General features: G+C 39.7%; 14 protein-coding genes and 2 rRNA genes. 11 read left to right on the top strand and 5 right to left on the bottom strand.

The window, feature by feature from the left end:
- From ACO1QW_RS01170 to ACO1QW_RS01130, 9 genes are all read left to right on the top strand, one after another.
- A 23S ribosomal RNA gene (locus tag ACO1QW_RS01170) occupies positions 1-338 on the top strand; the annotation flags it as partial.
- 56 nt (positions 339-394) lie between these two features.
- Positions 395-506 (top strand): 5S ribosomal RNA (gene rrf / locus ACO1QW_RS01165).
- 180 nt (positions 507-686) lie between these two features.
- Positions 687-1,343: a DUF2306 domain-containing protein gene (locus tag ACO1QW_RS01160; protein ID WP_486254917.1), complete on the top strand. Its 657-nt coding sequence runs from the start codon at positions 687-689 to the stop codon at positions 1,341-1,343.
- 6 nt (positions 1,344-1,349) lie between these two features.
- Positions 1,350-2,588 carry a DUF418 domain-containing protein gene (locus tag ACO1QW_RS01155; protein ID WP_486254916.1) on the top strand — a complete coding sequence of 413 codons (1,239 nt, stop codon included), beginning with the start codon at positions 1,350-1,352 and terminating at the stop codon, positions 2,586-2,588.
- A 113-nt stretch (positions 2,589-2,701) separates the two neighbouring features.
- A complete protein-coding gene (locus ACO1QW_RS01150) occupies positions 2,702-4,786 on the top strand; it encodes a serine hydrolase (RefSeq protein WP_486254914.1) in 2,085 nt (694 codons plus the stop codon).
- Between the two features lie 25 nt (positions 4,787-4,811).
- Positions 4,812-5,876 (top strand): alpha/beta hydrolase-fold protein, encoded by a 1,065-nt coding sequence (locus ACO1QW_RS01145; RefSeq protein ID WP_486254912.1) that lies wholly within the window; start codon positions 4,812-4,814, stop codon positions 5,874-5,876.
- Positions 5,877-6,053: 177 nt separating this feature from the next.
- Positions 6,054-7,052 (top strand): FAD:protein FMN transferase, encoded by a 999-nt coding sequence (locus ACO1QW_RS01140; RefSeq protein ID WP_486254910.1) that lies wholly within the window; start codon positions 6,054-6,056, stop codon positions 7,050-7,052.
- A 110-nt stretch (positions 7,053-7,162) separates the two neighbouring features.
- The gene (locus ACO1QW_RS01135) at positions 7,163-8,371 is read left to right on the top strand and encodes a Gfo/Idh/MocA family protein (protein ID WP_486254908.1); all 1,209 of its coding nucleotides are present in this window, start codon (positions 7,163-7,165) and stop codon (positions 8,369-8,371) included.
- 9 nt (positions 8,372-8,380) lie between these two features.
- On the top strand, positions 8,381-9,748 hold the full coding sequence (locus tag ACO1QW_RS01130) for a 3-keto-disaccharide hydrolase (protein WP_486254906.1): 1,368 nt from the start codon (positions 8,381-8,383) through the stop codon (positions 9,746-9,748).
- Positions 9,749-9,836: 88 nt separating this feature from the next.
- Here ACO1QW_RS01130 and ACO1QW_RS01125 read toward each other — a convergent pair whose 3' ends face one another.
- A complete protein-coding gene (locus ACO1QW_RS01125; protein ID WP_486254905.1) occupies positions 9,837-11,246 on the bottom strand; it encodes a Gfo/Idh/MocA family protein in 1,410 nt (469 codons plus the stop codon).
- A 236-nt stretch (positions 11,247-11,482) separates the two neighbouring features.
- On the opposite strand from ACO1QW_RS01125, the gene ACO1QW_RS01120 reads away from it, so the two are divergent.
- Together ACO1QW_RS01120 and ACO1QW_RS01115 are read left to right on the top strand one after the other, a co-directional pair.
- Complete coding sequence (locus ACO1QW_RS01120; RefSeq protein ID WP_486254904.1) at positions 11,483-12,718, top strand: MFS transporter; 1,236 nt, start codon at positions 11,483-11,485, stop codon at positions 12,716-12,718.
- Positions 12,719-12,781: 63 nt separating this feature from the next.
- A complete protein-coding gene (locus ACO1QW_RS01115; RefSeq protein ID WP_486254902.1) occupies positions 12,782-13,504 on the top strand; it encodes a glycosyltransferase family 2 protein in 723 nt (240 codons plus the stop codon).
- 120 nt (positions 13,505-13,624) lie between these two features.
- Here ACO1QW_RS01115 and ACO1QW_RS01110 read toward each other — a convergent pair whose 3' ends face one another.
- The 4 genes from ACO1QW_RS01110 to rplI all read right to left on the bottom strand — a co-directional run bounded on the left by ACO1QW_RS01110 (position 13,625) and on the right by rplI (position 18,372).
- Positions 13,625-15,280, bottom strand: a complete 1,656-nt coding sequence (locus tag ACO1QW_RS01110) for an ArnT family glycosyltransferase (RefSeq protein ID WP_486254900.1) — start codon at positions 15,278-15,280, stop codon at positions 13,625-13,627.
- 54 nt (positions 15,281-15,334) lie between these two features.
- Positions 15,335-16,213: an aldo/keto reductase gene (locus ACO1QW_RS01105; RefSeq protein ID WP_486254898.1), complete on the bottom strand. Its 879-nt coding sequence runs from the start codon at positions 16,211-16,213 to the stop codon at positions 15,335-15,337.
- Positions 16,210-17,844 (bottom strand): L,D-transpeptidase family protein, encoded by a 1,635-nt coding sequence (locus ACO1QW_RS01100; RefSeq protein WP_486254896.1) that lies wholly within the window; start codon positions 17,842-17,844, stop codon positions 16,210-16,212. Before ACO1QW_RS01100 ends, ACO1QW_RS01105 begins: the two co-directional genes overlap by 4 nt.
- Positions 17,845-17,922: 78 nt before the next feature.
- Positions 17,923-18,372, bottom strand: a complete 450-nt coding sequence (rplI, locus tag ACO1QW_RS01095) for a 50S ribosomal protein L9 (protein WP_486254894.1) — start codon at positions 18,370-18,372, stop codon at positions 17,923-17,925.
- Between the last annotated feature and the right edge of the window lie 20 nt (positions 18,373-18,392).

Raw genomic sequence — 18,392 nt, 5'->3', positions numbered from 1 at the left:
GGCTGTTCGCCGATTAAAGTGGCACGTGAACTGGGTTCAGAACGTCGCAAGACAGTTCGGTCCCTATCTGTGGTGGGCGTTAGTAAATTGAAAGGACATGACCTTAGTACGAGAGGACCGGGTCGTATGTACCGCTGGTGTATCTGTTATGCCGCCAGGTGTAATGCAGAGTAGCTATGTACAGCAAGGATAAACGCTCAAAGCATCTAAGCGTGAAACCTTCCTTAAGATGAGTTTACTTTTAAGGGCCGTCAAAGACGATGACGTTGATAGGCTACAGATGTAAAACTGGTAACAGTAAAGTCGAGTAGTACTAATTACCCGTAAGCTTTAATTTTTTTTAAATTGCAAACTGCAATTACAACTTTTCCCAATATGATCTTATTTAAGAGTTTATGGTGGTTTTGCCGAAGGTGTTCACCTCTTCCCATACCGAACAGAGAAGTTAAGCCCTTCATGGCCGATGGTACTGCACTACAATGCGGGAGAGTAGGTAGCTGCCATATTTATTCTAAGCCCTTCAGTTTACTGAAGGGCTTTTTTGTTTTTAAAATTTCCCAAGTTTCCATTCCTTCTTCTCGTTCCTTTCCTATAACCCTAATGGGTGATTTTATTCTTGAATGACTTAGCCGAGGTTTGTACTTACAGAAAAACTACTGTATTTTCAAAAGACCAACCAATTGCTTATGTTCATTTTGAAATCGGCTGCAACAATTGCAGTATGGGCATTCATACTTATTCTTTCTGTTTATTTCTTTCTCGATAATGTTGTTGCTTATTTCTATGGTTATAGGAGCGGGATGTTTGGCAACAATTTATTTCACAACCAGCTTTGGGTAGTGATGCATATGGTTGGAGGATCAATGGCATTACTATTAGGACCCATGCAATTCTGGCCATTTATCCGCAAGCGGTTTGTTGCTTTTCACAGGCTATCCGGCAAAATCTATATGGCAGGAATTGCATTGATCGGTATTTCTGCAGGAAGACTTTCTCTTATAAGCAGCTGCGTTCCTTGTCGTGTTTCACTTTTCTTATTAACCCTGTTTGTAGTGCTGAGTACTGGGTTTGCATGGCGTGCCATTAAAACAAAAAATACAAAAACGCACAGGCAAATGATGGTAAGAAGTTATATCTGTGTATTAGGCTTCGTTGCAGTACGTATTGATGATGTGTTTGCTCTCGATTTTCTATTTGGCGATATAACAGATCCAACCTTCCGAAGGGTAGTTAATGAATATTTCTTTTCGTTTGTTCCATTGCTCATTGCTGAAATAATCATGGTGTGGTGGCCTTCGGTTGCATATACGTTTAAAATAAAGTCCTCAGCACCATCAAAGTAAGCTATCGTGAATCAAACAGCTGCAACACCACTTGAAATAAGCGAACGTGCAACGATATTAGATGCACTCCGTGGCTTCGCTCTGCTTGGTGTATTGCTTGATAATATGTTTGGTTTCACCGGTTGGGCTTTTCTCAAATTGCAAGAGAAGGAGGCGTTGACAACCTGGCCATCAGATGCTGTGCTGGGACTAACCGAGCTTGCCTTTGTTCATGGAAAATTTTACAGCATCTTCTCTCTGCTGTTTGGTATTGGTTTTTCAGTTATACTTTTTCGAAGTGAACAACGTGGAGAAAATCCATTGAAAATATTTTATAGAAGATTGTTTTTTTTAGCATTGATTGGTGCAGGGCATTTGCTCCTTGTTTGGGAAGGTGATATTCTTTTGTTGTACGCAATTGTTGGTATGCTGCTACCACTTTTCAGAAAGTTCAGCGATAAGACATTGATTATATGGGCTTCTCTGCTTATTCTTTCGCCAATTGTAATTGATGTGTTGAGAGTCGTTTTTCAATTCAGCCCGGGTAAACTATTATTCGAACAAGCAGCCGCTATTGATTTAAAAAACAAAGTGCCTCAAGACAGTTCCTTTTCGAAATACATTTTTACTTCATCGGATAGTTGGCAGCATTGGCGCAATTGGCTGGAGCCAGGTTTTTTTTATCGTTATGGAGATTTGCTGAATAGCAACCGTATTCCAAAAGTATTAGGGATGTTTTTATTTGGCTTTTACGCAGGAAGAAAAATGATGTATGTCAACCTTCATGCTCATGTTTCATTATTTAAAAAGTTAAGAAGATGGGGTTTCATTGTTGGTATACCCGCAGGAATTGCAACCGCCTTCTGCGAGGTCGATGAAAAGTCGGTGCCCAATGTTATGGGTTTAGCTGATACTGTCATGTATGCATTTAGCGTAGTGCCGCTTTGTCTTGCATACATTTCTTCTTTTTGTTTGCAATGGATCAAAACAAATGGAGAGACCTGGTTAAAATTACTTGCCCCAGTTGGCAGAATGGCGTTGACAAATTATTTGATGCAGTCTGTTATTGGTATCATCCTGTTTTACGGCATTGGATTTGGGCTTGGCGGTAATATAGGGCCTTCCTTTTTCTTTCCAATTGGCATTGTAGTTTACAGTTTTCAGATATTATACAGCACCTGGTGGATGAAGCATTTTAATTATGGTCCGGCAGAATGGATATGGCGCATGCTGACGTATGGGAAATACTTACAACTTAAAAAGTAAACAGTTAAGCAATGAACAACGTTTTAAAGTAATGTGAAACTGCGCCATAGAAAATAGGTTCAAAGTAATGTAGAATATCTTATAGTCAATAGTTCATGAACAAATAAAAATATATGCGCTCAATTGTTATTGTTTTTTTTCTCGCTATCTATTTTTCGAATATTCAAGCCCAGGATCGAACTGCAAAATTCGACAGCCTGTTTACTCAGTTGCATAAGGAAAATAAATTTTCAGGCAATGTGCTGATCGCCGAGAATGGTAAACCGATTTTTCAAAAAAGTTACGGTATGGCTTTTCGTGAAAAAGGCCAGGCGCTCAATAGCGAATCTGTGTTTGAGCTTGCATCGGTGAGTAAACAATTCACCGCCATGGCCATCATGATATTAAAAAAGCAAGGAAAATTGCGTTATGAAGATAGCCTTCGAAAATTTTTCCCTGAGCTGCCATATCATAATATCAACATTCGTCAGCTACTCAACCATACTTCAGGCTTACCCGATTATATGGAGCTTTCAGAAAAGTATTGGGATGTCACAAAAATTATGACCAACAAGGACATGATTGCATTGTTGGCTGAAAAAAAACCGGCTATTCATTTTGCGCCAGGTGAAAAATGGGAATACAGCAATACAGGTTATGCATTGTTGGGAAGTATTGTGGAAAGGGCATCCGGCAAGAGCTTTGCAAATTTTATGGCGGATAATATCTACAAGCCTCTTGGTATGACAAGCACCCAGGTTTATCAAAAAAGATTAGAGAGCCGCACAATCAATAATTATGCTTACGGCTATGTAATGGATGACACCAAAAAAGATTACGTGATGGCCGATAGTTCCTCCGAAGTGAAATCATTGGTTTATTCAATGGATGGAATTTTTGGCGATGGAGTTACAAACTCTACCACAACTGACCTATTGAAATGGGACCAGGCATTGTATACCGAGAAACTTGTGCCGAAAGCCATGTTGCAGGAAGCGTTTAGTCCCGGAATGTTAAACAACGGGAAAAAAACTGAATACGGGTTCGGTTGGTTGATAAGAGAACATCCCGTTTTTAATACTACCTATTTTCATTCGGGTGGGTGGCCGGGCTATACAACATGGATTGAGCGACACCCGAAAACAAATAAGACGATCATCTTGCTGGCAAATGCAGGTAGTGCAAACAAAATTGTTGAGATCAGGAATATTCTATACCAACGGGAAGATCGGGAACCTGCTGAAATAAAGCTGGACGAAAAAACAATGTCTGCGTATGTTGGAGATTATAAAATGTCGGATAGAGATACCATACATGTAATGCTTGAAAATGGAAAATTGTTTGCTTATGGTGCAGGCCAGCCAAAACACCAACTGCATCCGGAACAACACGATCTTTTTTTTAGGAAGAACAGTAGTTATAAAACACAATTTATTTTTAACGCAAATGGTAACGTTGAATCTTTAAAAATTTTACGGGAAGCAGGGCCGGCCATTGAAGCGGTGAAAGTAGAAAAACGAAAAACAGTGTTGGCCATCTTCCCACACCCCGACGATGAAACAGCTATTGCTGAAGTGTTGATTAAATATGCTGAGCTTGGTTACAAAGTGCAACTCGTTATTGCAACAGATGGAAAAGATGGAACAAGGGTTACAAAAATTCCGGCAGGTGATTCATTGGGCAAACTTCGCAAAGAAGAAACAAGATGTGCCTGTAAGATTATGAATATTGCGGAGCCTGTTTTTTTAGGAATTGAACGATTGGATACAAAGATCGGCGTTGGAAAATATTTTGGAGAGCACAAAAGATTTATTGACTCGTTGAAAAAGCTTGTTCCTTTAATTGATCCGGCATTTATTTTAACTTTTGGACCCGATGGTGATACACGCCACTCTGAACATATTATTGCCGGAACTGGAATTACACAAATGCTGTTGCAGGAAGGATGGGTTGACCGTTATCCTCTCTATTATGTAGCGTGGACAAAAGAACAAGGTAACATGTTTGATCTGGCTTATGTAAATGAGCAATATTTTAATGTAAGAATTGATTACACGCAAGCGCAGGAGACAAAAGCATTAACGATCATGCCTTGTTATCCTACACAATACACAGCCGAAGAGTTAAAACAAGACAAAGAGAAGAAGCTGAGCGATAAAAATAATTTTCTTCACTTCCGGAAATTTGTGGTGAAACAGGGAATGCAGTCCGAGTTTTAATTTTTATGAATAATATCAGTGTAACATGAAAAAACAATTGAGCTTACTGTTTGTGTTTTTTATTACCGTGCAGCTTACTGCGCAGGATACAAGCATAGTAGAAACGAAAACTTTTCTTGCACCATCGTTACAAAACAATAAAGGTGGTGAAGATGCTAACCGTCGCCTTTCAATTTACCTACCGCCAGGCTATGAGAAAAGCAAGCAACGATACCCCGTAATTTATTTTCTGCATGGGTTTGCTGCTGAAGATAAAGACATGATGGAATGGATCGGGTTTAAAAACCTGATGGACTCAGCAATAAAGGCCGGTCATCTTCGTCCGGCTATTCTTGTGATGCCTAACAGCATGACAAAATATTTTGGCAGTTTTTATACCAACTCGTCTGTTGCAGGTAAGTGGGCCGATTTTATTGGGAAGGATGTTGTTGAATACATGGATAAGAATTACCGCACTATTGCAAATCGCAATAGTCGTGGGTTAACTGGTCATTCAATGGGTGGCAATGGTGCTTTAAAAATAGCGATGCTATTTGCCGATAAATTCAGTGCGGTGTATGCCATGAGTCCAGGTGCTTTACATTTTTCTGATGAGTTTAGTTTAACCAACCCGGCATTTAAAAGAGTGACTCAACAGAAAAGTATGGACTCCTTACGTAATGCAGCACCTTACTACGATTTTGAAAAGTTTCCTTTTTTTGAAATGATTTATGCCAGCCTGTGCAGAATGTATTCACCCAATGAAAATGAACCTTTGTTACAGGCAGATCAACCAATAAGCTATGTCAACAATAAAATGGTTGTGAATGCTGCGGTACTGAAAAAGTGGGAAGCCAATTTCCCCATCAATATGATCGAAGATCACATTATGGATTTGAAAAGTTTGGCTGCTTTAAAAATTGATTGGGGACGCAACGAAGACTTCAAACATATTCCACGAACAAATATGGATTTCAGTAAGAAACTTGAAGCACTGGGTATTAAACATTTTGCAGAAGAATATATTGGCGACCATGGAAATATGCTTGTTGGTTTTGAAGGAAGAATATTTACCGAGCTATTGCCTTTTTTTGAGAAATATTTAAAATGATGGACTTTTACAGCTGATGTATAAATAGGCTTCATAGCGAAACATTTTCCATTACTAAAATTAAAATCAACAGGTGATTCAGTGAAACCGTTTGCGCATGTTTATACAACGGTTGCCGTCCAAATTTTTGCTACCTTTTGCCTCTTATCGGACAGTGTGTGTTTGGTAGTTTAATTTATGCGATCATTTCTTCTTCTCTTCTTTGTAGCCCTTGCTGCCCATCGTTCCGTTGAATGGCAACGTTTCACAATTACCGGTGTTGCACAAGGCACAACTTATTCTGTTATTTATTATGCCCAAGACAGCGTGGTTTCAAAAGCAATGATCGATGAGCAATTAATGAATCTTGATAGTTCGCTGTCTTTATACAAACCTTATTCGCATATTAATCAGTTCAACAATTCCGCAAAAGGAATGACTGTTGACAGGCACTTATTACAGGTTGTAAAAAAATCAATTGATACTTACAAACAAACAGACGGCTTGTTTGACATCACTGTGCAACCGTTGGTGCAGGCCTGGGGATTTGGTGTTACCAAAGCAAGCGGCGCTCCTGATTCTGCATCAATAAAGAATATTCTTCCTTGCGTTAATACCAAGCTGTTACAACTGCATGGCAACAGGCTGAGTAAAGCAAAGCCTTGTATAAAAATTGACTTAAACGGAATTGCGCAAGGTTATTCGGTTGATGTATTGGCTGCATTGTTAGAAAAACACGGAGTTAAAAATTACATCGTTGAATTAGGTGGGGAAATAAGCGTGAAAGGACGAAAACAGCCATCAGGTGAAAAAATGAAAATTGGAATTGAATCTCCAAATGAAGATGCATTTGAAAATCATCCCCTGCAAAAGATCATTTCACTAGATAAGGGAGCTATTACAACATCAGGCAGCTACAGAAAGTTTTATGAAAGCAAAGGAGAAAAAATTACACATCTCATTAATCCTAAAACGGGGTATCCGCATAGGAACGAACTGATAAGTGTAACGGTATATGCAAAAGATGCAATGACTGCCGATGCGTACGATAACGCTCTAATGTTGATGGGGCTTAAACAAGCGTTAGCTTTTGTTGAGCGCAGAAAAGACCTGGCAGCTTATTTTGTTTATAAGAAAGCTAATGGAAGTATATCAGACACAGTAAGTTCAGCATTTTTAAAACTGATGAATCCGTAACTTAGTCCACTCATGAAATGAGTCATAAAATTTTCGATATCAACTAAATCCTTAACTGATGAAAATTTTATGCGAATAACATGTGGCTGAAGAAAAACTAAAAGATGCACATGAAACGTAGAAATTTTATCCGTCAATCGGGATTGCTTACCGCAGGTTTATTATTGCATCAGCAAATGTTGCAGGCTTATTCACCAACAAGCGAATCAAAGATTATTTCAGTTGGTATTATTGGTTGTGGCGATAGGGGTGTAGGTCTCGGTTATGTGCTGAATGAAATGCCTGAGTTGTTCCGGCTGAAAGCCGTTTGCGATGTGCTTGCATTTCGTCTCGACCAGGCAAAAAAACTCGACAAGCAAAACAATCTTCGATACGAAAAGGACTATCGTAAACTACTCGATGATAAAACCATAGATGCAGTAGTTATTGCTACGCCTCTACATAATCATTATGAAATTGCAGCCGCCGCTATTAAAGCAGGCAAGCAGGTGTACCTTGAAAAAACAATGACCTATAATGCAGAGCAGGCACTTGCATTAGTAAAGTTAACAAAGCAATATCCTAAACAGGTTTTGCAGGTGGGTCATCAATATCGTTACACACCACTTTATTTCAAAGTAAAAGAACTCATCGATAAAGGTTATCTCGGCAAAGTAACGCAGATTGATTGTCGTTGGGATCGTAACTGGAACTGGCGCAGAGCTGTACCTGCCGGTTATACCGACAGGCAAGTGAACTGGCGTATGTATAAAGAATATTCAGGCGGATTGCCTGCAGAATTATTATCGCACCAAGTCGATTTTATTAACTGGGCATTTGGAACTCATCCCGACGAAATACTTGGTACAGGTGGTATTGACTATTATAAAGACGGACGGGAAACCTTTGATAACGTGCAAACAATTTTGCGTTATAACAAAGAAGGAATGATCGGGAACTTTGGTGCAACATGCGGCAATGAAAAAGATGGTTATCTTTTTAAACTAAAAGGAACAAAGGGAACCATTCAATTATTGACGAATGATGGAATATTTTTCCCGGAGAAGCAAACAAAGAGCGAGCTGGAGACAGTTGATGGTGTTACGGGCGCTACTAAAATTGAATGGAACAAAGAAGGCGGTATACCTATCTTAAAAGAAAAATCAAAAGATGGCAGTTGGTATGCCCTGCAGGAATTTTATAAGACCATTACTGAAAACGGCAAACCCGTATCAAATGTTATTACAGGAGCCACCACTGCGTTTTGTGTTCACCTCATGAATCAGTCTATTTACAAACATTCCATTGAAACATGGAAACCGGATTTTAACCTCATATAAATAATCAAGATGAAAAGAATTTGCACGATTGCTCTCATGTTTATTGCATTAAACAGTTTTGCCCAGAATGGCGAATGGAAATCGTTGTTTGATGGTAAAACACTCAATGGCTGGAAACAAATGACCGGATCTGCACCTTATACTGTCGAAAATGGTGAACTGGTTGGAACAACAGTTCCCAATTCTCCCAATTCATTTTTGGCGCTTGAGCAACGCTACACCGGCGATTTTGTATTGGAACTTGAAGCAAAAATGACCGATACCACTACTAATTCTGGTGTGCAGTTCAAAAGTAATTTTGATCCGAAAGCAAATAATGGTAAAGGAAGAGTATACGGTTATCAATTTGATTTTGATCCCAGCTTCCGTAAATGGAGCGGTGGTATTTATGATGAAGGACGAAGAGAATGGTTGTATCCTGTTTCACATAACCCGAAAGGACAGCTATTTTTCTCACCGAACGTTTATCATAAAATAAGAATTGAATGTATTGGCAATACAGTTAAAACATGGTTAGATGGTGTTGCTGTTTCGTATGTAGTTGACACATTAACAGCAAACGAAGGTATTCTTGCGTTGCAGGTTCATTCAATTGGACGTCCGGAGCATGCAGGCGTTAAAGTGTTTTGGAAAAATATACGCATTCAAACAAAAGGCATACAGCCAAAATCTTTCCCTAAAGGAATTTATGTTGCTAATCTGCAGCCCAATGAGCTAACAGCTTACGAAAAGCAAAACGGCTGGAAGTTATTGTTCGATGGGAAAACAACTAATGGTTGGACAGGTGCATACAAAAAATCATTTCCTGAAAAAGGATGGGAAGTAAAAGATGGTATTTTAAAAGTATTGTCATCAACAGGTGCTGAATCAACAAATGGTGGCGACATTGTTACAAAAGATCAGTACAGTTCATTTGAACTGTCTTTTGATTTTAAATTAACAAAGGGTGCCAACAGTGGTGTGAAGTATTTTGTAACACTAAATGAAAACAACAGCGGTTCAGCAATTGGCTTGGAATATCAATTGCTTGATGATACGCTTCATCCCGATGCAAAAGCAGGAAGAGATGGTAACCGCACACTCGCTTCTTTATACGATCTTATCAAGGCACAAAAGACAACACGCTTCATCCGTCAACCCGGTAACTGGAATACAGCACGCATTATTGTACATCCGAATAATCACGTAGAACATTATCTCAATGGTATTAAAGTATTGGAATACGATCGTGGTTCGCAGGCATTTCGTGAGCTTGTTGCCATCAGCAAATACAAAGTATGGCCAAACTTTGGCGAAGCACCGAAAGGCCATATTTTAATACAGGATCACGGCAATGAAGTTAGCTTCAGAAGTATTAAGATAAGAGAGTTGAAATAGTTTTCGTCTGACGAATTACATAAACAAAGAAGCCAACTGATTACAGTTGGCTTCTTTGTTATAAATTATTCATTAAACGTTTGATGTGTTACACTTTATAGTATTGCTCCCATCCTTTTCTTGGTGGTGGACCAATCAATAATTCATTTGCACGTTTGCTGCTTGTAACAACTTTCTTATTTCTGTCGAATACAATTTTCTCACCTGTCCATTGTGCTAATACGCCTAGGCAGAATACCTGGCTTAACGGGCCTGCAACTGCAAATGATGAGCGTGTTTTTTCTTCGCCCTTACATGCTTTTAAAAAGTTAGCAAAGTGATTTGAAGGACTTGTTGGAACAACAGGCAGTTTCGATGCCATGTCCTTTGCTTTTGCTTCAGGAATAATTGATAATGTACTTGCATGCGAACCACCTTTGAACGTAAGATCTTTGCTGTAAATAATTTTGCCGGGATTGAGTTTTGCCGGTTGCATCGCACCTGTGCTTGGTGGTGGAATGCTTGGATCTAATCCCTGCACACCATAACCTTCAGGAATAGGAGGTAAGTTATCGATACCATCGTACCATTTAATTTCTACGGGCGGCATATTGCCACGCTTTGGAAATTTGAAGGATAATGTAGTGGACATGGGGTAGAAGAAATTATTATGTCCGCTTAACTTCAACGGATCAACTTCATATGGCAATCCAAGATCAAGAAACTCATGAGCTGTATCAAGAATATGTGCACCCCAATCGCCCAACGCACCCATGCCAAAGTCGAACCAGCAACGCCATTGCCCATTTACAAAATCTTTGTTGAACTCATGACCTTGCGTTTGCATTTGCCAAACATCCCAGTCAAGTGTTGATGGAATAGGTTCTGCTGGTGGAAACGAAGTGATCTTCGGGTTCCAGCCATGCCAGCGGCGTGCAGAATTCATATGAGCAGTTATAGCAGTTACATCTTTAATAATGCCTGCATCTTTCCATGATTTGAATTGAAAATAGTTTGCTTCCGAATGTCCCTGGTTACCCATTTGTGTTACTACTTTCGGGTTCTTCGCTGCAGCTTTCATCATCAGCTCAACTTCCTGGAAAGTGCGGGCCATTGGTTTCTCAACATACACATGCTTACCCAAACCAATTGCCATCATGGTAATCGGGAAGTGAGCAAAATCAGGAACACCAATTGAAACAGCTTCTATCTGGTTACCCATTTTATCAAACATCTGGCGAAAGTCTTTAAAACGGGGAACATTCGGGAATTGCTTAATTATGTTTTGCGTATGCGGTGCTTCCATATCTACATCGCAAAGCGCTACAATATTTGCAAGCCCTGTTTTATAAAGTTCCTGTATGATCTCGGCACCACGGTTACCAATACCTACGCATGCAAGGTTTACTTTATCTGCACGAAAGCCTCTACCCATTAATAAACCTGGTGTGGCAGCAGCTGCTGATGCAAGCAATGCATCTCTTAAAAATTTTCTTCTTGAATAATTATTGGCGGACATGTACAATCGATTTGTTTATGACAGAATGTTGTGCTTAAAGATAGGTAATAATGAAATTGAGAAAAGCGAACGCTCAATCGTTTGCGACATTCATTTTCCGTTCATGTAAAGGATAATCGGCTGTAAGTTCGTCTTTACGTAAATTTGCAGCTTCTCCGGGAAACATCTATCTGTCCTTTGTATGTCCCGTGAACACCTATCTCTCTGCAAAAGGATTTATTTAAAAGATTAACAGTATGAGTAAAAATGAACGGCTGATCATTGTTTTGTTGGCATCCATCAACTTCACCCACATTCTTGATTTCATGATCATGATGCCATTGGGAAATTACCTGATGCCTTATTTTAAAATAAGTCCGCAACAATTTACATTTCTCGTGGGAGCATATACGTTAACTGCAGGTATATCGGGATTCACTGCTGCATTTTTTGTAAACCAATTCGACCGTAAGAAAGTGTTGTTGTTTGGTTATATCGGTTTCTTATTGGGAACAATTGCCTGCGGTATTGCACCGGAGTATGAATTATTACTTGCAGCACGCATCCTCGCAGGAATGTTTGGAGGATTGATTGCTGCCCAGGTGCTTTCTATTGTTGCTGATCTTATTCCGTACGAAAGAAGAGGAGCAGCGATGGGCGCTATTATGAGTGCATTTGCAGTGGCTTCAACATTTGGTGTGCCCTTCTCATTATATCTTGCTAATATCATCAGCTGGCATGCACCATTTATACTCGTGGGTGTACTAGGTTTTGTCATCGTTCCATTGGTTTGGAAATATCTTCCGGCAATGAGTGGGCATATTGCTGAACGAAGCGAAGACCGCAATAAGTTTGAGGCATTGCAAGTAGTAGCACAAAATCCTACGCAACGACTTGCGTTGCTGTTTTCTTTTTTGATGATGATGGGACACTTCCTCATCATTCCGTTCATTAATCCATACATGGAATTTAATAACGGCTATTCGAAAGTTGTTACGCCCATGATCTATCTCGTGGGTGGTATCTCCTCTTTCTTTGCGGCAAATATTCTGGGTAAGCTGGCCGATAAGTATGGTAAGTTCCAGGTGTTTTCTGCATCAGTTCTTACATCATTGGCGTTTGTGTGGATCATCACTAACCTTCCACCCGTTCATGTGGCATTGATGCTTACGCTTTTTGCCATCTGGTTTGTATTGGCTACAGGACGGGGTGTTGCTGCGCAAGCCATGATAAGTAATGTGGTAAACCCGCAACACCGTGGAAGTTTCATGAGCTTTAACAGCAGTGTGCAACAATGGGGAACAGCTACCGCTTCTATTATTTCAGGAATTATTGTGGTGCAAGGGGAGGGCGGAAAGATTTTGCGTTACGAATGGCTGGGTTACCTGAGCATTGTTGTGCTGGTGGTTTGTTTTTTTCTTGCCAGGAGGCTATTCCGTAAAATGCAGAATACTCCTGTTTCTCAACTGGAGATGCCTTTACAGGAAGTATAATTTTTCTAGTTGCAGCCATAGAATTCTGTAATCTTGCAACTCAATTGCGAACAGATATTGTACATGACAAACAGCATTCAGAAACTTTCCATTGTAATACCTGCTTATAACGAAGCAAAAACCATTCACTTGATCCTCGATAAGATCAGTGCAGTGCAGTTGCTCAATAATATTGAGAAAGAAGTGATCATCGTAAATGATTGCAGCAGCGATGATACCAGGGGTGCTATTGAACGATATATGCAGCAATCATCTTTGCCAATTGTTTTGTACAATCATGAAGTGAATAAAGGCAAAGGCGCTGCTTTGCATACCGGTATTAAACAAGCCATAGGTGATCTTGTAGTGATTCAGGATGCCGACCTTGAATACGATCCGCAGGAGTTTAATGTGTTGTTGAAACCTGTACTTGATGGGTTTGCAGATGTGGTATACGGGTCACGTTTCATGGGAGGTAATGCGCATCGTATTTTGTTCTTCTGGCACAGCATCGGTAACAAAGTGCTTACTACATTATCAAACATGTTTACCAATCTGAACTTGACAGATATGGAAACCTGTTACAAATTATTCCGCAGGGAGATCATCCAGAAAATTGATCTGAAAGAAACACGTTTTGGTTTTGAACCTGAAGTAACAGCAAAAATTTCACGGCAGCCCGATATTCGTATCTACGAAGTTGGTATTTCTTATTACGGACGAACTTATGCTGAAGGGAAGAAGATCAATTGGAAAGATGGTTTCCGTGCCATCTGGTGCATTTTGAAGTACAATTTATTTCGATAGGATTTTGAAGTTGGTCCAATATTTCTCACCGCAGAGAAAGAAGGACGCTAAAGCAATCGCAGAATGAACCCTCTGCATTTAACTCCTATTCTCTTTTCTCGGCGGTAAAAAACTCTTTGCTTACAGCATCTTCACCACATAATATTTTTGGCACTGTTCCGCTCTTGTGTTCTTGTTGAGAAATTTTCCTGAGAGTGAAGTAACATGATAATCCAATCCTTCTTTTTCAATCACATGCATTTTCCCACTTTGCTGAATTTCCTGCAAACCTTCATCAGATGTGTAGAGGTAAGTGCCTGTCGTTGCTGCATTAAGTGAATCAAGTTTGGTAACGATATGCTTTGCATAAAAGTGAATGGCTTTCCCACTACCCGTGAATTTGTAAAAGAAAAACTTGTGGGCAGGAATTTTTTCATCAACAATATATCGACCAACAACATTACCTGATTGATATTGCAGCAACTGCGGATAGAACCATGAGCTGAGAAAAATATTCAATCCAATGATCAATGCAAACGAAACAGCAATAATCTTCCTGTTTATTTGCTTATTCATTAATAATACAATCGTTGCAGCAAGACTGATGACAGGAATGGTCCATGGCCAGATAGAAGTTGTTGGAAAACTGTAGAGCAATATTATGGCTGGTGCAACAACCAAAGCTGCACAAACGATCCATTGAATAGGTGTTAGAATATTACGCAGTAACGGGAGTTTCTTTTCCCAAAATAACAGGTATATCATTTTGCCCGTGATGATGGCAATGAACGGAAGCACCACATAGATGTAATGCGGTAACTGATATTTTGAAATACCCAAAGAACAATAGCTCAAAATAAAACCACCTGTAGTTAAAAATTCTTCGTTCCTGCTAACAAGAAAGCGATTGCGAATGATGTGGATGATCTCGTAAACAAGCCCTGCAACAAAGAACAAGGTCCACGGCAGCATACCCCACAATAAATTTTCAAACAGGAAACTGAAAGGAGCATTGTTGTTCCATACATTCTCGCCGGTGATACGGCCAAAACTTTGTGTCCAGTAAAAGAATTTTAAGCCGGAAACATTCTTTAATCCATTTACTGTTTTTTCAGGATGTAGATCGAACTGTTGATATAAACCAATGCTCATTGGTATTAACACAATTGCAATCACTAATATGCCCAGCAAATAAACCGGTTGAAAAAGTTGTTTCCATTCACGCTTCAATACAAAATGACTACCGAATGCAAAAATGGGAACAAATAACGCAATCGGTCCTTTGGTGATCATACCTCCGCCAATAGCTGCAGCGCCTAAAATAAAATGAATGATCTTTTTTGATTTATACCATTCTGCTAATTGCCACATAGCAATAATTACCCAGCTCATTAGAATCGTATCGGTGCGAATGTCACTCGTGATCAGAAATACTGCCTGGCATGTTGCCAATACAGCAGCAGATAAAAGAGCAATTGTTCTATCGTAAAACAATTTTGCATAACGAAAGGTTGCAATAACAGCGGAGATGGCAAAGAGGATAGAAGGAAATTTGTAACCAAGATTATTCTCGCCGAATATTTTCATAGATAAAGCTGACACCCAAAAGAGAAAAGGCGGTTTATCTAAATATTCTTTCCCTTGTTCATACACCTGCAGGTAGCTGCCACTCTCTTTCATTTCACGGCTAATACCTGCGTATTGTGATGCATCAACATCCATTGTGTCGACAGCGATACCAATAAAATAAACAGCGCAAATGAGAGCGAAAAGAACGAGTATGTTTGTCTTGTTCATGTAAGTTATTCCAGATTGAAGGCACGAAACTACATTCGTTTATTGATAAAGAAGTTATGCCACTTCTCTTCCTGTACTTGCACGCCACAACATAAACCATTCTTCACGCTCCAGTTTTAAAAGTGTGGCAGCAACTGCGGCGTGCACACGTTCAATTTTAGACGTACCTAATACCGGTAAAATGTTTGCAGGATGTGTCATTAACCAGCTCAGCAAAATAACATCGGCACCTGTTGCATATTTTTCAGCAAGAATATTGGCAACAGCAATAATGCGTTTGTTACGTTCATCCTCATCATCTTCTATGAATAAATTGCCGCCGCCCATCGGGCTCCAAGCCATGGGGATAATACCGTGTTGCTGACATTGATCCAATGTTCCATCACCAAAAGGTTCAAGGTGGAGCAACGAACATTCAACCTGGTTTACGGTAACAGGGATACGACTTCTTAATAGATCAACCTGCCACTTCCTGAAATTGGACACACCAAACTGCAACACTTTACCTTGTTGTTTCAACTGTTCAAATGCTTTGGCCACTTCGTCTGCATTGAACATAGGGTCGGGACGATGGATGAGTAAGCAATCAATATAATCCGTTGCAAGATTTTTTAATGAACGATCTACCGATTCCATAATATGTTCATAGGAGGTATCATAAGATTTTATTTTATGATGGGGACGATTAACAGAGACCATTTGAATGCCACATTTGGTAATGATCTGCATCTGTTGCCTTAAAGACGGTTGCTGCTGCAATACTTTTCCAAACTCTTCTTCTGTTGTGTAATCACCATAAATATCAGCATGGTCAAAGCTTGTAACACCAGTGGCAATACAGTCTTTAATCATCTGCTCATATTCATCGGTTGTAAATCTTGCTCCCCATGCACCCCATTTCATGGTGCCGGCAATGATATTGGAATACTTCATTTTAGTGTTGAATTTTCGATGATCATTTCTGCTAAACGTCCATCACGTTTGTAAATATCGTTACGCAAGTTCAACCTTCCACTTCTGTCTACCCATGATGTGAAGTAAGCAATAAAAACGGGGATCGGCTTTTTGATTTTTACATATTGTTCCTTCTCTGCATTAAGTGAAGAATCAATTCGTGCTTCAGTCCATTCAGGTTGATGGCGTAAAACATACATAGCAAGTCGCCGTGGATCTTCAACCCGGATGCATCCATGGCTAAACGCTCTTTTATCCTGGCTGAATAACGATTTTGAAGGTGTATCGTGCAGGTAAATGCTATGACTGTTGGGAAATAAAAACTTCACCTTGCCCAATGCATTCCATGGTCCGGGCTTTTGTCTTACCGCATTCCCGTTCCATTCCATATGATTACGTTCGAGATAATTTTTATTTCTGCGGATTGCAGGAAGAATTTCATTTTTCATAATGCCCGGGGGTACATTCCAGTAAGGACTAAACACCACATTGTTCATCAGTCCATTGAAGATGGCTGTTTTGTTCAACACTGTGCCTACTACCACATTCATACTCCATACCAGCGAATCATGTTCGTATGCATGGAATTTGTATTCGGGAATGTTGATCACAATGTAATCTGTCTTTAGTGAAACAGGCAGCCAACGACAACGCTCCATGTTTACAATGATCTGCTCCACACGTTTTGAAATGGGATAATTTAATTCTGCAAGCATGCTGTTGCCGACAATTCCATCATCTTTAATACCATAACGTTCCTGGAAATTTTTCACGGCATTTTCTAATTCAGCATCAAAGATTGGCGATTTATTATTACTCTTGAGATCGCCGAGCAAGAATAGGTGCTCTTTGATCTCACTGATCACTTTGCTGCTATCGTTTAACCGATAAGTTTTCTTATCAGCTTTAATGGGTTTCCATTTACCGCTTTCTTCAAGTGAACGATATTGTTTCAAAAATGATTTCAGTAAACCATATTGGCGGTAAACAGGTTCTGTTTGCATGAAGGCAGATGATGGCACTTCCAACAATGAATCAAGGAACGCTTCGTATGATAATTTCTTGCGAGGCAATCCCCAATCAGTTTCGTTCATCGCCTTGGCTCCAAGGCCCGACCAAACTTTCTTTGCATAGAAAAAATATTGAGCGGTGAGCATCAACTCTGCTGTGCTGTTTGCTTTTTCAGTAAAGCTTTCTGTTGAATCGTTATCCATCAGCTTATGAAACTCATCCTCGTATAAGATTTGCATAGGCACGCCTTCGTCAGAAATGTTTTCGATCTTGTTAAATAAGTTGCCGGCCTGCTCAATCATTCCATTGTTATCGAACCAGGCATAGGAGAACCGGCGATGACTATAAAATTCGAGCAAGTCTTTTTCAAATGACTTCAACTTCGGGTATTTGGTAAAGAAGTCCGGAATAGCACTGCTGTCGAACTTTAATTTTGTTTGCGTGCTGAAATTACCGGGCAATGTAATATCCGGTTGTGGTTTGGGAATAGTATCGGTGCTAACAGGTTTATCCTTTCCGTCAGACGATTTACAACTTGTAAATCCAGAAACCAGGATAATGAGAAGAAAGTATACTGAACAAATTGTTTTAAAAGGCATTCTTTAAGATTGATGCCATGAAAATAAAAAAGTCCTGCTTATAAAAGCAGGACTATGATTATTTCGTTTGAAAAGAAATTAAGCTTCAGCTACAATCTCAAGATCAATTTCAGCTTCGTTACCGTTGGCAAAATCAACTTTTGCTTTGTAGGTTCCGAGTTCTTTTACTTCATCAGTAAGGTGAATCTTACGACGGTCAATTTCATAACCTTTTTGCTCACGAATTGCACGAGCAATCATAACGGTTGTAACGCTACCGAAGATTTTACCGCTGGTACCTGTTTTAGCAGTAAGCTTTACAGGAGCTTCAGTAAGTTTTGCAATTACCGACTTAATTTCAGCCAGCATTGCATCTTCTTTCTTCTTCTGAACTTTTAAACGCTCAGCCAATTGCTTTACGTTTGAAGGAGAAGCTTCAACGGCAAATTTTTGAGGGATCAAAAAGTTGCGGGCGTACCCGTTCTTTACTTTTACCACCTCGTTCTTCCCGCCGAGTGTATTTACATCCTGAATTAAAATAACTTCCATTGTTTTGTTTTTAGTTTCCG

The sequence above is a fragment of the Lacibacter sp. genome, from assembly GCF_057361365.1.
The sequence above is the reverse complement of the archived record's forward strand: the minus strand, read 5'-3'. Positions and strand labels throughout refer to the sequence as shown.